The following is a 13078-nucleotide window of genomic DNA, read 5'->3' on the forward strand; positions in this document are numbered from 1 at the left end:
CGATCGAGATCCAGTCACCTGTGAAGGAACACCGGGGCGCGCCGCGCCGGACGGTGTGCGTTCGTGCAGGCGCGCGTACCATGAGCGGCGCTGCAAGGTGAAGCGTGGAGGCTGCCTTTGGCGACATGCGATACCGGCGCGCGGGCACGACAGGCTGTGACGGGCGATGCCCCAGCGGTGCGGTGCGACCAAGAAAAAACCGACTGAGAGAGAGCATGCGAGGGATTCGAATGGCATCGGCCAGCAGGCTGGCGGGTCTTGCTTCGATGATCATGATGGGCGCCGGCATGGCACTACCGGCCTTTGCGATGGATTGCGCGAAAGCGGTGCAGCCGATCGAGAAGCGCATCTGTGCGAACTCCATGCTGAGCACGGCCGACGCGCGCATGAACTCGGCGTACTCGGGCGCACTGAAGGCCGCGCCGGACACGATGATTCGCGACATGCTGGTGCGCGGCCAGCGCCGCTGGATCGACGCACGCAACAACCGTCTCGACGCCGATTACGAAGGCCGTCCGCTGGCCGTCGACGAAGTGCGCAAGGCCATCGATCGGCGCACCGCCGTGCTGGCCGATCGATCGGACAAAGGGTTGATCGCGCGTGCGCTGGCCGAGCGCAAGTGGCTCGCGAATTACACGGGCGGCCCGCTCACCGGTTTCGATGCAAACTGCGATTTCATTCCCGACGATGCAAGTGGCGCGCACGTTTCCTATGCGTGTTTCGGTGCTGTCCATGTGCAGCATCGTGCACGGGTCTGCAGCCAGAGCGAGGACTGGGCGACCGGTGCGGTTTATCAGTACCGATCGGTGAGCGCGGCAGACGGCGGGAAGGTTCGACCCGTGGCATTTTGCGAAACACAGGCGCATGAGAATGCGTGCGACAACGGTGGAGCGCAATCGGCATGGGTGCGCGCAGGGGCGTCCGGTGGCGATAACCACGCGTCAGCGCCCGTAGCCGGGTTGCCGCAACTCGACGCGGAAATGTGGCCGATCGGCGATGGCGACGATGTGGTGTGGTTCGACCGATGCTTGAAGGCGGCGGTGTTTCCGGACGTGCGATGAAGTGTCGAGCCCGGTGTTTGAGTAAGGCCCGCCTCGGCGGGCTTTTCTGTATCGTCCGCCCGCCTCAAGTGCCGCGGATATCAATCGATTGATTGTTTGCCGGGCGCGAGAGGACGACGCGATTCGCGATGATGGGCGGCAGGCGACCGCACAGCGGCGAAGCGCGGCGAACGGGATAGTTGGAACCCCGCAACTTCCGGATGTCACTCGTGGGATTCAACCCGCTGCGCGTCGTCGTGGTCGGCGGAGGCATCGTCGGCGCGTCGATCGCGTGGCATCTTGCGCGATCGGGTGCGCAGGTCACGCTGCTGGAAAAGCAGCCGGCGGCCGCGGGCGGCGCGACTCACTGGTCGTTTGGCTGGGTGGGCACCGGTAGCGCGCTTCCTTCTGAAAACCCGTCCGGATTTTCCCGCACGCTCGGCGAGCTCCCGGAGTTCGCCCGGCTGGCGCGTGAACTGGGCCCGTTGCCGGTGACGGCGCGCGGGGCGCTTGTCTGGCTGGACTCGGATGCGCAGACCGCCGCATTGATCGACGAGCAGCGCGCGGCGGGCGCTGCGTGGTCGTCGGTTCAGGCTGGCGTAATGCGTGTAACGCGTCTCTCGTCGTCCGTCAGTGCGCCGGATCGAAATCCTGCTCGCCATCCGACGGAGGAAGGTCGAGCACGAGCTTGACGGCGCTGTAGTTGGCCTTCAGCGAAAACACGCGGCCGATCACGAGAAACGTCTGGCGCGAATTCTCGAGTTCGACGAAGTCGCCCGGTTGCGGCACGTGCGCGCCCTGATCATACGAAAAGCTGGTGCTGGTCTGCTCGCCGATGGCTTCGGCTGCGTGCTCGGTGAATTCGATTGTGATGTGCGTGGTCATGCGAACCCCGGTGGGTCGATTGAAAAGGATGGACGCCTGGATTTTCGCATAGCGGCCGGCTGCGCCCGGGGCGATTTTTGTGCGGTAGGTGGCATCGATGGAGTGCGATGGTGGGGTTGGACTCCGGATAGATGACGCGCAGGAACAGGTGCTGCGCGAAGTACGCTAACGAGCCCGCTAGGCTGCATGTAGTTGACCGGTCCACGCAACGCATAGGTCTGCGAGGCGGTGGTGAGGAACCCACTTGGTACAACACCTGGAAACTGACCATCGTCGCAGCGGGATGCTACTTCGCGCCCCATCATCGTGAAATGAGACGAGTTTGAATTTTTGGGGCAGAACCGGCGTATTCGTCGGCACGACCCATCCAAGATCGTGAATGCAGGCTGCGTTTCGCATTCCTTTGGATCGATAGTCCGCGAAAAGAGCACACCTGGATCGGCACGAAGCGCGGCGCCGTCAGCGCATCAAATTCCTTTGTTCGGACATCGCGCGGGCTGTTCGGGCGGCAATGCGTTGTTTCAGAGTGAAAGGGACGCATCAAGATGCCGCGCAGGACGGGCCGTTGGCGGGTCGTGCATCCGATTTGACGGTCGATGCTGCCGCTGACCGCCTGTTTTGCTTCGCCGAACCCTAAATCGCTGTAAACTCACGCTTTTGCTGCCACGCCCCCACATTCCAGATGTCCCAATCCCCCAAAGTAGGGTTCGTTTCGCTTGGTTGCCCGAAAGCCCTCGTCGATTCCGAACAGATCATCACGCAACTGCGTGCCGAAGGTTATGAAATCTCCGGCACCTACGACGGCGCCGACCTCGTCGTCGTGAACACCTGCGGCTTCATCGACGAAGCCGTGCAGGAAAGCCTCGACGCGATCGGCGAAGCGCTGACCGAGAACGGCAAGGTGATCGTCACCGGCTGTCTCGGCGCAAAGTCGAGCGCCAGCGGCTCGAACCTGATCGAGGAAGTCCACCCGAAGGTGCTCGCCGTCACCGGCCCGCACGCGGTGGGCGAAGTGATGCAGGCCGTGCATTCGCACCTGCCGAAGCCGCACGACCCGTTCACCGACCTCGTACCGGCGGCCGGCATCAAGCTCACGCCGCGCCACTACGCGTACCTGAAGATCTCCGAAGGCTGCAACCACCGCTGCACGTTCTGCATCATCCCGTCGATGCGCGGCGACCTCGTGTCGCGCCCGGTCGCCGAAGTGATGCTGGAAGCCGAGAACCTCTTCAAGTCGGGCGTGAAGGAACTGCTCGTGATCTCGCAGGACACGAGCGCCTACGGCGTCGACGTGAAGTACCGCACGGGCTTCTGGAACGGCAAGCCGATCAAGACGCGCATGACCGACCTGGTCGCCGCGCTCGGCGAACTCGCGGCACAGTACGGCGCATGGGTGCGCCTGCACTACGTGTACCCGTACCCGAGCGTCGACGAAGTGATTCCGCTGATGGCCGAAGGTCCGTTCAAGGGCCACGTGCTGCCGTATCTCGACGTGCCGTTCCAGCACGCGCATCCGGAAGTGCTGAAGCGCATGAAGCGTCCGGCGAACGCCGAGAAGGTGCTCGAGCGCGTGCAGAAGTGGCGCGAGATCTGCCCGGATCTGACGATCCGCAGCACGTTCATCGCGGGCTTCCCCGGCGAGACGGAAGAGCAGTTCGAAACGCTGCTCGACTTCATCCGCGAGGCGGAACTCGATCGCGTCGGCTGCTTCGCGTATTCGCCGGTCGAAGGCGCGACGGCAAACGAACTCGACGGTGCGCTGCCGGATGAGGTTCGCGAGGAGCGTCGCGCACGCTTCATGGAAGTCGCCGAGGAAGTGTCGGCGAACCGCATTCAGCGCAAGGTCGGCAAGACCCTCAAGGTGCTGATCGACGAAGTCAGCGAGGAAGGCGGGATCGGCCGCACGGCGGCCGATGCGCCGGAGATCGACGGCGTCGTCTATGTCGAGCCGGCGGCGAAGGCCTCGAAGCGCTACAAGGTCGGCGATTTCGTGTCCGTGAAGATCACGGGCGCCGACGGCCACGATCTGTGGGGCGAGGTGTAAGCGGTGGCCGCCGTATTCCCGGAGATCCTCGCGCTCGGCGAAGCGATGATCGAATTCAACCAGTCGCAGCCGGGCCGGCCTGAATTCCTGCAGGGCTTCGGCGGCGACACGTCGAACTTCTGCATCGCGGCGGCGCGCCAGGGCGCGTCGACGGGCTTCGTGTCGGCGATCGGTGACGATCCGTTCGGCCGGCTGCTGGCCGACATGTGGCGCGCGGAACGCGTCGACACGACGTACGTGCGGATCGATCGCACGGCGCCGACCGGCGTGTATTTCGTCACGCACGGCGCCGACGGCCACCAGTTCGACTATCTGCGTGCGGGCTCGGCGGCGAGCCGCTATGCGGCGGGCGACCTGCCGCTCGACGCACTGGCCGCCGCGAAGGCCGTGCACCTGTCGGGCATCAGCCTCGCGATCAGCACGGCCGCGTGCGACGCCGCGTTCGCGGCGATCGACCACGCGCGCCGCAACGGTGCGAAGGTCAGCTTCGACACGAACCTGCGCCTGAAGCTGTGGCCGCTGCCGCGCGCCCGCGCGGTGATGCGCGAGGCGCTGCGCCAGACGGATATCTGCCTGCCCAGCTGGGACGACGTGACGGCGATCACGGGCGCGAACGATCGCGACGCGATCGTCGACGCGATGCTCGAACACGGGCCGCAGGTCGTTGCGCTGAAGCTCGGCAAGGACGGCGCCTACGTGGCGACGCCGAACGAGCGGCGCGTCGTGCCGGGCTTCGCGGTCGAAGCCGTCGACGCGACGGGCGCGGGCGACTGCTTCGGCGGTGCCTTCGTCGCGCGGATTGTCGCGGGCGACGATCCGTTCGCGGCGGCGCGTTATGCGAACGCCGCGGCGGCATTGTCGACGACGGGCTACGGCGCGGTCGCGCCGATTCCGCAGCGCGAGGCGGTGGAGCGCCTGATGCAAGGCTGATGCGCAATACGCGCGCCGGCCGCGGCCTGTGTGACGGCCAGCGCATCGCCGCAATTTACGAGCGAATCTGAAGCAAGGAGCAACACAAGGTGGGTCGATATTCGCAATGGCAACGGGCGCTCGTCGTCGCGGGCGCGCTGGCGGCGGGCATGGCGATGCCGGGCGTGGTCGCGGCGCAGGCTGTCGCGCCGGGCGTGCAGCAGGACGAACCGGCACCGGCGCGGCCGCTGAAGCCGAATCCGGAGTTTGCCCGCCTGCCGCGCTACGAAGGCACGCTCGGCGACCGCCCGATCGTCGTGCATCTCGGCCCGAAGACGGACGAGGAAGGCGTGCACGGCGAATACCAGTTCGCCGATACGGGTGAGGTCGTGCTGCTCGCGGGCGATCGCGACGGCGACACGCTTGAAATCGAGGAATCGAACGACGGCACGAACATCACGGGCGTGTGGATCGGCCGCTTCGACGCGACGGGCACCCTGAAGGCCGACCGGATGAACTCGGACGAGTCGGATCCGCAACCCGTCGTGCTGCGTCTCGCGCCGGGCAAGCGCGCGGCGCTGCAGGTGCGCGACGGCCGCGTGCAGGAAATCGAGACGGTGGGCGGCGTCGTCAATCTGCGCACCGACAACTGAACCCGCGCTGGCTCGGCGCGCGCGGCGCGCATTGTACCGGGCCAATCGTGCCGATTTTGGCTAATCTGGCGACTTATTCCGCAACCGAACGGCCTCGTGCCCGGCTTCCTGTCATGACTGCATCCACTCCCAAGCGCGCGCTGCAAACCCGCATCGTTCAACCCGACGACGTGATCCCGGAAGGTTTCCGTTCGTTCGTGCCGCCGGTCGCGCGCGCGTCGACGGTCGTGTTTCCCGATCTCGCGACGATGCGTGCGCTCGTCTGGCACAACGACAACCAGTGGCGCTACGGGCTGCATTCGACGCCGACGTCGCTCGCGCTCGCGCAGCGGCTTGCCGAGATCGAGGGCGGCACGCATGCGCTGCTGCAGCCGTCGGGCCTCGCGGCGATCATGAACGTCTATTTCGGGATCGTGAAAGCCGGCGACGACGTGCTGATTCCGCACAACGTGTACGGGCCGAACGCCGATTTCGGCAACTGGCTCGCGAAGGATTTCGGCATCACCGCGCGCTACTACGATCCGCTCGTCGGTGCCGGCATCGCCGACCTGATCCAGCCGAACACGCGGCTGATCTGGATCGAGGCGCCCGGCTCGGTGACGATGGAAGTGCCCGACGTGCAGGCGATCACGGCGGCCGCGAAGGCGCGCGGCATCGTCACCGCGATCGACAATACCTTTTCGGCCGGGCTCGCGTTCAAGCCGTTCGAGCACGGCGTCGACATCTCGGTGCAGGCGCTGACCAAGTACCAGTCGGGCGGCAGCGACGTGCTGATGGGCGCGACGATCACCGCGAGCGCCGACCTGCAGGCGAAGCTGAAGCTCGCGCGGATGCGCTGCGGGATCGGCGTGTCGGTCGACGATTGCTCGCTCGTGCTGCGCAGCCTGCCGAGCATGCAGGTGCGCTTCGACGCGCACGGCAAGAGCGCGCTCGCGCTGGCGCAATGGCTGAAGGCGCGGCCGGAGATTGCGTCGGTATTGCATCCGCAGATGGCCGATTGCCCGGGGCACGCGTCGTTCATGCGCGATTTCACCGGTGCGGGCGGGTTGTTCTCGGTGGTGTTCGACGAACGCTACAGCGCGGAGCAGGTCGACCGCTTCGTCGAGTCGCTCGAACTGTTCGCGATCGGCTGGAGCTGGGGCGGCGCATGCAGCCTTGCGATGCCTTACGACGTCGCGTCGATGCGTCCGGACTGGCCGCATCGCGGCACGCTGGTGCGTTTCTATGTCGGCCTGGAAGACGAAGCCGACCTGCGCGCGGACATCGAACGCGCGATGCAGGCCGCACTCGGCTGATCGCCGGCCGGTCAGGTTCCCCGGCACGACAAAACGCCGGCGCGATGCAACATCGCGCCGGCGTTTTTCATTTGACGCGCGGCAGGATCAGAACAGCCGCAGCAGCCCGTCGAGGCCGACGTGATCGAACGCGACCGTCGCCGCGTCGCGCACGACGGGTTTCGCGTGGTACGCGACCGACAGCCCGGCTTCGGCCATCATCTTCAGGTCGTTCGACCCGTCGCCCATCGCGATCGCGCGGCTCGGCTCGAGGCCGAGCGACGCGCACGTCTCGCGCAGCAGGCGCGCCTTCACGTCGGCGTTGACGATCTCGCCGAGCACCTTGCCGGTCAGCTTGCCGTCGACGATCTCGAGCGTGTTCGCATGCGCGTAGTCGAGGCCGAGGCGCGCCTTCAGCCGCTCGGTGAAGAACGTGAAGCCGCCCGACACGAGCAGCGTCTTCATGCCGGCGGCCTTCACGCCGGCGAGCATCGTCTCGGCGCCCGGCGTCAATTGCAGCCGTTCCTCGTACACGCGTTCGAGCGCGTGCGCGTCGAGCCCGGCCAGCAGCGCGACGCGGCGCGTGAGGCTTTCGTTGAAGTCGCGGATCTCGCCGCGCATCGACGCTTCGGTGATCTCGGCGACCTGCGTTTTCAACCCGCAGAAATCGGCGATCTCGTCGATGCATTCGATCGTGATCAGCGTCGAATCCATGTCCATCACGGCGAGCCCGAAATCGGCGAGCGTGCGGCCGGCCTCGACGAACGCGAAGTCGAGCGCGTGCGTGCCGCAGTACGCGTCGATGTCGATGCGCTGTGCCGGGCTCGCGTCTTCGATGCGCAGCGCATGATCGTCGGTCTGCACGATGCGGGTGCCGCGCGACAGCGCGAGCAGCGGTTTGTGATGGGCGTCCGACAGCGGCGCAAGGCTCTGGATGACGAGGTTGTGGGTCATGACGGGATGGTTGGGAGACGTATGAAAAGCGTGCGCGGCCAATGGGCGGCCGTCTGCGTGCGCGGCCCCGTTCGACTGCGGGCCATTGCGTCGCGAACGCGCCATTGTAGCCGGTTGGCCGGGCCGGGCGGTCGCGGCAGGGACGAATCCCGAGGCCCGACTCGAACCGGTACGCCCGCGGCGCGAGCCGAATGAAGGCGCCTATCGCCCGTCCGAGCGATCCCAGTAGGGTGGATCGCCGAAATGCTCGGCCAGGAACGCGATGAACGCGAGCGTCTTCAGCGGCACGTGTGTGCGGCTCGGGTAGACGGCCCAGATCGCGACGTCGTCGGCGAACGGATAGTCGTCGAGTATCGTGACGAGCGTGCCGCTCGCGAGCAGCGGGCCGACGTCCCAGGTCGACTTGATCGCGACCCCGAAGCCGTCGACGAGCGCTTCGCGGATGGCCTCGCCATTGCTCGCGACGAGCCGGCCGCCGACCCGCACGGTCAGCGGGCCTTGCGGCGTCGTGAACGACCAGTCGCGCTGGTCGCCGAGGATCACGCATTCGTGCTGCGTCAGGTCGGCCGGATGGCGCGGCGTGCCGTGCCCGGCGAGATACGCGGGCGAGCAGCACAGCACGCGGCGGTTGGCGGCAAGCTTGCGCGCGACGAGCGTCGAGTCCTTCAGCGCGCCGAGGCGGATCGCGACGTCGTAGCCGTCGTCGACCAGGTCGACGATCTCGTCCGACAGCCGCAGGTCGAGCGACACGGACGGATAGCGGCGCAGGAATGCGGGAATCACCGGCGCGACATGCTGCCGGCCGAACGACGACGACATCGACACCTTCAGCCGCCCGTACGGCTCGGTGCGGCCGTGGCCGACCGACGCGCGCGCGGCGTCGGCGGCCGACAGCAGCGTGTCGGCGTGCGCCATGAATACCTCGCCGTCCTGCGTGAGGCTGATACGGCGCGTGGTGCGGTGCAGCAGCCGTGCGCCGAGCTGACGCTCGAGTTGCGCGATGCGCGCGCTCGCGACCGCGGCCGACACGCCGAATTCGCGCCCGGCCGCGGTGACGTTCGCGAGCAGGGCCGCGCGAACGAACAGCGCGACATCGAGCAGGTCGAGCGGCTTGTCGGGGGCCGGAATCGGATCGGAGGCCATTATTCTGAATTTCCTGAAAATGTTTCAGGAAATATAGCGGTTTTCTCGAATGATCGGGTTGCCTACGATGACGTCCATGGGGCTGCGCCGCGGCCCCCAGGTTTCCCTGAAGGAGTTTCGTGATGAAGGCCGTTGGACTGACCCGTTATCTGCCGATCGACGATCCGCAAGCCTTGCTCGACGTGGAGCTGCCGCAGCCCGTGCCGGGCCCGCGCGACCTGCTCGTGAAGGTCGAGGCGATTTCCGTGAACCCAGTGGACACCAAGGTGCGCGCGCCGAAGCCGCAGGTCGAGGACACGCCGCGCGTGCTCGGCTGGGATGCGGCCGGCACGGTGGTCGCGGTCGGTGCCGACGTCACGTTGTTCCGGCCCGGCGACGAAGTGTTCTATGCGGGCAGCATCACGCGGCCTGGCGCGAACAGCGAATTCCATACGGTCGACGAGCGGATCGCCGCGCTGAAGCCGCGTACGCTCGATTTCGCCGCGGCGGCCGCGCTGCCGCTCACCGCACTGACCGCATGGGAGGCGCTGTTCGACCGGCTGCGCGTGTCGCCGCAGGGGGCGGACGCCGGCAAATCGGTGCTGATCATCGGCGGCGCGGGTGGCGTGGGCTCGATCGCGATCCAGCTCGCGAAGGCGCTCGGCAAGCTGCACGTGATCGCGACCGCGTCGCGGCCGGCGTCGGCCGAATGGGTGCGTGCGCTGGGTGCGGATGCGGTGGTCGACCATTTCGGCGACTTGCCTGCGCAGTTGCGCGAGGCCGGGCATCCGAGCGTCGACTACGTGCTGATTTTCAACGATACGGATCGTCATTTCCCCGCCGCTGCGGAGGTAATCCGGCCGCAGGGCGGCATTTGCACGATCGTCGAGAACGACAAGCCGGTGCCCGTCGAACTGCTGAAGGCGAAAAGTGCGGCGTTTCACTGGGAGTTCATGTTCACGCGTGCGATGTTCGAGACGCCGGACATGATCGAGCAGCACCGGATCCTCGGCGAAGTCGCGCGGCTCGTCGACGGCGGCACGCTGCGCACCACGCTCGGCGAACAGCTCGGCACGATCAATGCCGCGAACGTGCGGCGCGCGCACCAGCTGCTCGAGGCCGGGCGCGCGATCGGCAAGCTCGTGCTGAGCGGCTTCTGAGCCGGCATCGCGCGTAAGGTTGCGGCGCCGCGAACGCAAGCGGGGTAACACCCGATGCGTTTGCGGCGCACGGCATGCCGCTTGGCGGTAGACTGGCAGCGCATCATGCATCGAAAACCGCGCGGCACGCGCGTGCCGCCGCATACCAAGGAGGTCAGCATGAGCCAACGCAGCTTGTCAGTCGCCGCATCGTGGTCGGTCGTGTTCGCGGCGGCGTGCGTCAGCGCGAGCGTATTCGCGGCGCCGCCGGTCAAGGGCAGCCTGAAGGGCGGCGGCACCGGACAGCTCGAATACACCGTCAAGGTCGACTCGAAGACCTTCGGCAACACGCAGGAGACCCGCAAGATCCGCTCGGGCGAGACGGACGACTTCAACTGGAAGTCGGTGCCGCCGAGCGGTGCGGTCGCGATGCCGGACGGTTGCCCGAACGCCGACAGCCTGCCGCGCGACGCGAACGGCGCGATGGTCCGCCAGACCCAGGTGCGGCTCGCGCCGTCGATCGACGCGAAGGGCGTCGCCAACGTGCAGATGAGCTTCCAGGCGGCCGCGCCAAAGGGCACGCGCAACGTGACGGTCGGCGGCAAGTCGCTGCAATGCCCGGACGTCGCGTCGGTGAGCCAGGTGAAGTGGGTGTCGATCCCGACCAACGGCGGTTCGAAGTCCGTCACGATGAGCGACGGCACGAAGGTGACGGTGTCGATCAAGCGCTGAACGGCGCGCGCGGGCCGCTTCCGGAACCGGTGCGCGCGCAACGGATTCGGCGCGCGGGTCGGCCCGGCGGCGCGTGAGCGTTTCGTGTCGCCGTCACGGTGCTTTCCCGCGACCTGCTCGCGGTACCGTGCTGCTGCAACGGTATGGCAGCAGCACGGCGTGCGGCGGCGTCGCGCGTCGACCAGCGTGACGTCATGCGAATGTCACGCTATGCTCGCCCGCATCATCCACTTCCCGTAACGACATCCCGATGAAATGCCGAATCCGCGCATTGCTGTGCGCCATTGCGTTCGCCGCCATGCACGCGCACGCGGCCGACGATTGCGGTTTCGTGAAAAAGGTCGGGCTGCCGTCCCGGCAGCAGGTGGCCGTCGTGTCGAGCGGCGCGCTCGAACCGTGCTCGACCGGCAGCTACGCGGTGCGGGTGTATTCGACCGCGCATGCCGCCGCCGGCTTCGATACCGACGACTACGTGACGGGCGCGCTGCATGCGCGTGACGGTACGGTCACCGATGCGTTCACGGCCGACCTCGGCGCGCGGGCGCCGCAGGCGCTCGTCGTGACGACGCGCTCGGCCGGCAGCGGCGGCTATGTCGGCGCGCAAGCCTATGTGACGACGCCGCGCGCGGTGCGGCTCGTTGCGTCGGTCGACGGGCTCGCAGCGGACGCGGACATCGTGGCCGCATTGCGGCAGGCGATCGGCAAGCGTCGCGGCGCGCGCTGACCGGCGAACCGCGCGAACGCATCGCGCGGCGACTTCCGCGTGTCAGTGCGTGCGTTCCTCGAGCCGCGATGCGAGAAAGCGGTGATCGGCCGAGAACAGCCGGCGATAGGTCATCAGCACCGCGCCGACGGTGCCGAGCGCGGAAGCCGCGGCGATCAGGAACATGATCACGATCTGGTAGCGCACGGCCTGCAGCGGCGACTGGCCGGCCAGTACCTGGCCCGTCATCATTCCCGGCAGGCTCACGACGCCGACGACGGCCATCTGGTTCAGCGTCGGCAGCATGCCTGCGCGCACGGCCTGGCGCGCGGCGTCCTGCGCGGCTTCCCAGCGCGTCGCGCCGAGCGCGAGTGCGGTTTCGACGCGGTCGCGGCGCGCGGTGAGCTCCTCCATCATCCGCTCGACGCCGAGCGACACGCCCGTGAGCGTATTGCCGAGAATCATCCCGAGGATCGGAATCGCGTATTGCGGTGCGTACCACGGATGGATGCGGATCACGACGAACAGGCCGACCGCCGCGACGAACCAGCTGCTGAACCAGATCGACGCGATGCTGTCGATGCGCTGGCCGCGGTAGGTGCGCTTGCCGCGCCCCGCGCCGGCGAACCCGGCGATCAAGGTCATCAGCGCGGTGAGCGGCAGCACGATGTACCAGTGAGGATGACCGAATACCCAGCCGAGCACGTAGCCGATCGCGAGCAACTGCACGACGGTGCGCACGGCCGCGAGCGCGAGCTTGCGGCCGAGGCCGAGCGACAGTGCCATCGAGATCGCGCCGTTGACCGCGACGAGCGCGGCGGCGATGCCGACGTCGACGAGGCTCAGGTCCTGCAGTGCGGGGCTCATTGGGTTGCCTCCGTCGGGTTGGCAACGTGTATCACGCCGGCCTGCATCACGAGCCGCATCGTGCCGATCCGTGCGGCCTGGGCCGGATCGTGCGAAATCCACATGTACGCGCGGGCGTCGGGCGCCGCGTCGAACCATGCGCCGACGAGCGACTCGATCGCGCGCGCCGATTCGGGGTCGAGCGCGGAGGTCGGCTCGTCGAGCAGCAGCACGTCGGGATCGAGCTGCAGCACGCGCAGCAGCGCGGCGATCTGCGCTTCGCCGCCCGACAGGTCGCTCGCGCGCTTGTCGAGAAAGTCGGGGCCGCGGCCGGCGTGCGCGGCGAGCGCTTCGGCGCGCGCGCGATCGAACGCGACGTCGCGATAGATCGCGAGCGAATACGGATAGCGCAACTGCGATTCGACGGTGCCGTCCATTTGCGCGGGGCGCTGGCGTACATAGGCGACGCTGCGCCGGTAACGCGGAATCGCGCTGCGCCGGATCCGTTTGCCGCGCCACAGGATGTGGCCGCCGTCGAGCGGATCGAGCAGCGCGAGCGCGCGCAGCAGCACGCTCTTGCCCGACCCGGACGGTCCCGTGACAGCAATTCGCGATCCCGCTGCGAGGCTTAAATCGGTCGGGGCGAGCAGGGTCTTGCCGCTGCTGGCGTCGCGCCGCGTGATGTGCTGCGCATCGATGAGGCCGGTGGGGGCTGTCATGTCACAAATGAAAAAAAGCGTTAATGGCGCCGAAACGTCACCATGGCGTGCGTCATAA

Annotated in this window: 14 protein-coding genes; 9 read left to right on the forward strand and 5 right to left on the reverse strand. The window is 67.3% G+C overall.

The window, feature by feature from the left end:
- Positions 1–104: 104 nt before the first annotated feature.
- Positions 105–1061 (forward strand): lysozyme inhibitor LprI family protein, encoded by a 957-nt coding sequence (locus tag ABIC51_RS05805; RefSeq protein ID WP_244112302.1) that lies wholly within the window; start codon positions 105–107, stop codon positions 1059–1061.
- 209 nt (positions 1062–1270) lie between these two features.
- A complete protein-coding gene (locus ABIC51_RS05810; protein ID WP_208451262.1) occupies positions 1271–1732 on the forward strand; it encodes an FAD-dependent oxidoreductase in 462 nt (153 codons plus the stop codon).
- On the opposite strand, the gene ABIC51_RS05815 is transcribed toward ABIC51_RS05810, so the two are convergent.
- Positions 1671–1925 carry a hypothetical protein gene (locus ABIC51_RS05815; protein WP_027787253.1) on the reverse strand — a complete coding sequence of 85 codons (255 nt, stop codon included), beginning with the start codon at positions 1923–1925 and terminating at the stop codon, positions 1671–1673. The two genes, ABIC51_RS05810 and ABIC51_RS05815, sit on opposite strands and share 62 nt — an antisense overlap.
- A 682-nt stretch (positions 1926–2607) precedes the next feature.
- On the opposite strand from ABIC51_RS05815, the gene rimO reads away from it, so the two are divergent.
- From rimO to ABIC51_RS05835, 4 genes are all read left to right on the forward strand, one after another.
- On the forward strand, positions 2608–3969 hold the full coding sequence (rimO, locus tag ABIC51_RS05820; protein ID WP_027787268.1) for a 30S ribosomal protein S12 methylthiotransferase RimO: 1362 nt from the start codon (positions 2608–2610) through the stop codon (positions 3967–3969).
- A 3-nt stretch (positions 3970–3972) separates the two neighbouring features.
- Positions 3973–4899 (forward strand): sugar kinase, encoded by a 927-nt coding sequence (locus ABIC51_RS05825; protein ID WP_146252775.1) that lies wholly within the window; start codon positions 3973–3975, stop codon positions 4897–4899.
- A gap of 89 nt (positions 4900–4988) precedes the next feature.
- On the forward strand, positions 4989–5531 hold the full coding sequence (locus ABIC51_RS05830; protein ID WP_059675871.1) for a hypothetical protein: 543 nt from the start codon (positions 4989–4991) through the stop codon (positions 5529–5531).
- 113 nt (positions 5532–5644) lie between these two features.
- On the forward strand, positions 5645–6826 hold the full coding sequence (locus tag ABIC51_RS05835) for a cystathionine beta-lyase (protein ID WP_027787271.1): 1182 nt from the start codon (positions 5645–5647) through the stop codon (positions 6824–6826).
- Positions 6827–6913: 87 nt separating this feature from the next.
- Here ABIC51_RS05835 and serB read toward each other — a convergent pair whose 3' ends face one another.
- Positions 6914–7759 carry a phosphoserine phosphatase SerB gene (serB, locus tag ABIC51_RS05840; protein ID WP_027787272.1) on the reverse strand — a complete coding sequence of 282 codons (846 nt, stop codon included), beginning with the start codon at positions 7757–7759 and terminating at the stop codon, positions 6914–6916.
- Positions 7760–7960: 201 nt separating this feature from the next.
- Positions 7961–8902, reverse strand: coding sequence for a LysR family transcriptional regulator (locus ABIC51_RS05845; protein ID WP_146252773.1), 942 nt, complete (start codon positions 8900–8902; stop codon positions 7961–7963).
- Positions 8903–9024: 122 nt separating this feature from the next.
- Here ABIC51_RS05845 and ABIC51_RS05850 point away from each other — a divergent pair, with 122 nt between their 5' ends.
- The 3 genes from ABIC51_RS05850 to ABIC51_RS05860 all read left to right on the forward strand — a co-directional run bounded on the left by ABIC51_RS05850 (position 9025) and on the right by ABIC51_RS05860 (position 11476).
- Positions 9025–10041 carry a zinc-binding alcohol dehydrogenase family protein gene (locus ABIC51_RS05850; protein WP_027787274.1) on the forward strand — a complete coding sequence of 339 codons (1017 nt, stop codon included), beginning with the start codon at positions 9025–9027 and terminating at the stop codon, positions 10039–10041.
- Between the two features lie 159 nt (positions 10042–10200).
- Positions 10201–10752 (forward strand): DUF6013 family protein, encoded by a 552-nt coding sequence (locus ABIC51_RS05855; protein ID WP_027787275.1) that lies wholly within the window; start codon positions 10201–10203, stop codon positions 10750–10752.
- A gap of 250 nt (positions 10753–11002) precedes the next feature.
- A complete protein-coding gene (locus ABIC51_RS05860; RefSeq protein ID WP_027787276.1) occupies positions 11003–11476 on the forward strand; it encodes a PliI family lysozyme inhibitor of I-type lysozyme in 474 nt (157 codons plus the stop codon).
- A gap of 42 nt (positions 11477–11518) precedes the next feature.
- Here ABIC51_RS05860 and ABIC51_RS05865 read toward each other — a convergent pair whose 3' ends face one another.
- On the reverse strand, positions 11519–12322 hold the full coding sequence (locus ABIC51_RS05865; RefSeq protein WP_060084951.1) for an ABC transporter permease: 804 nt from the start codon (positions 12320–12322) through the stop codon (positions 11519–11521).
- Positions 12319–13020 carry an ABC transporter ATP-binding protein gene (locus ABIC51_RS05870; protein WP_175852616.1) on the reverse strand — a complete coding sequence of 234 codons (702 nt, stop codon included), beginning with the start codon at positions 13018–13020 and terminating at the stop codon, positions 12319–12321. Before ABIC51_RS05870 ends, ABIC51_RS05865 begins: the two co-directional genes overlap by 4 nt.
- Positions 13021–13078 lie beyond the last annotated feature (58 nt).

Source organism: Burkholderia sp. 572 (assembly GCF_040545135.1).
GTDB lineage: Bacteria > Pseudomonadota > Gammaproteobacteria > Burkholderiales > Burkholderiaceae > Burkholderia > Burkholderia cepacia.

What these genes read in the sequence shown, in the direction of transcription:
- ABIC51_RS05815 (WP_027787253.1), bottom strand. Translation starts at nt 1,925, where the DNA reads ATGACCACGCACATCACAATCGAATTCACCGAGCACGCAGCCGAAGCC.
- ABIC51_RS05850 (WP_027787274.1), top strand. Translation starts at nt 9,025, where the DNA reads ATGAAGGCCGTTGGACTGACCCGTTATCTGCCGATCGACGATCCGCAA.
- ABIC51_RS05855 (WP_027787275.1), top strand. Translation starts at nt 10,201, where the DNA reads ATGAGCCAACGCAGCTTGTCAGTCGCCGCATCGTGGTCGGTCGTGTTC.
- ABIC51_RS05865 (WP_060084951.1), bottom strand. Translation starts at nt 12,322, where the DNA reads ATGAGCCCCGCACTGCAGGACCTGAGCCTCGTCGACGTCGGCATCGCC.
- ABIC51_RS05845 (WP_146252773.1), bottom strand. Translation starts at nt 8,902, where the DNA reads ATGGCCTCCGATCCGATTCCGGCCCCCGACAAGCCGCTCGACCTGCTC.
- rimO (WP_027787268.1), top strand. Translation starts at nt 2,608, where the DNA reads ATGTCCCAATCCCCCAAAGTAGGGTTCGTTTCGCTTGGTTGCCCGAAA.
- ABIC51_RS05860 (WP_027787276.1), top strand. Translation starts at nt 11,003, where the DNA reads ATGAAATGCCGAATCCGCGCATTGCTGTGCGCCATTGCGTTCGCCGCC.
- ABIC51_RS05835 (WP_027787271.1), top strand. Translation starts at nt 5,645, where the DNA reads ATGACTGCATCCACTCCCAAGCGCGCGCTGCAAACCCGCATCGTTCAA.
- serB (WP_027787272.1), bottom strand. Translation starts at nt 7,759, where the DNA reads ATGACCCACAACCTCGTCATCCAGAGCCTTGCGCCGCTGTCGGACGCC.
- ABIC51_RS05870 (WP_175852616.1), bottom strand. Translation starts at nt 13,020, where the DNA reads ATGACAGCCCCCACCGGCCTCATCGATGCGCAGCACATCACGCGGCGC.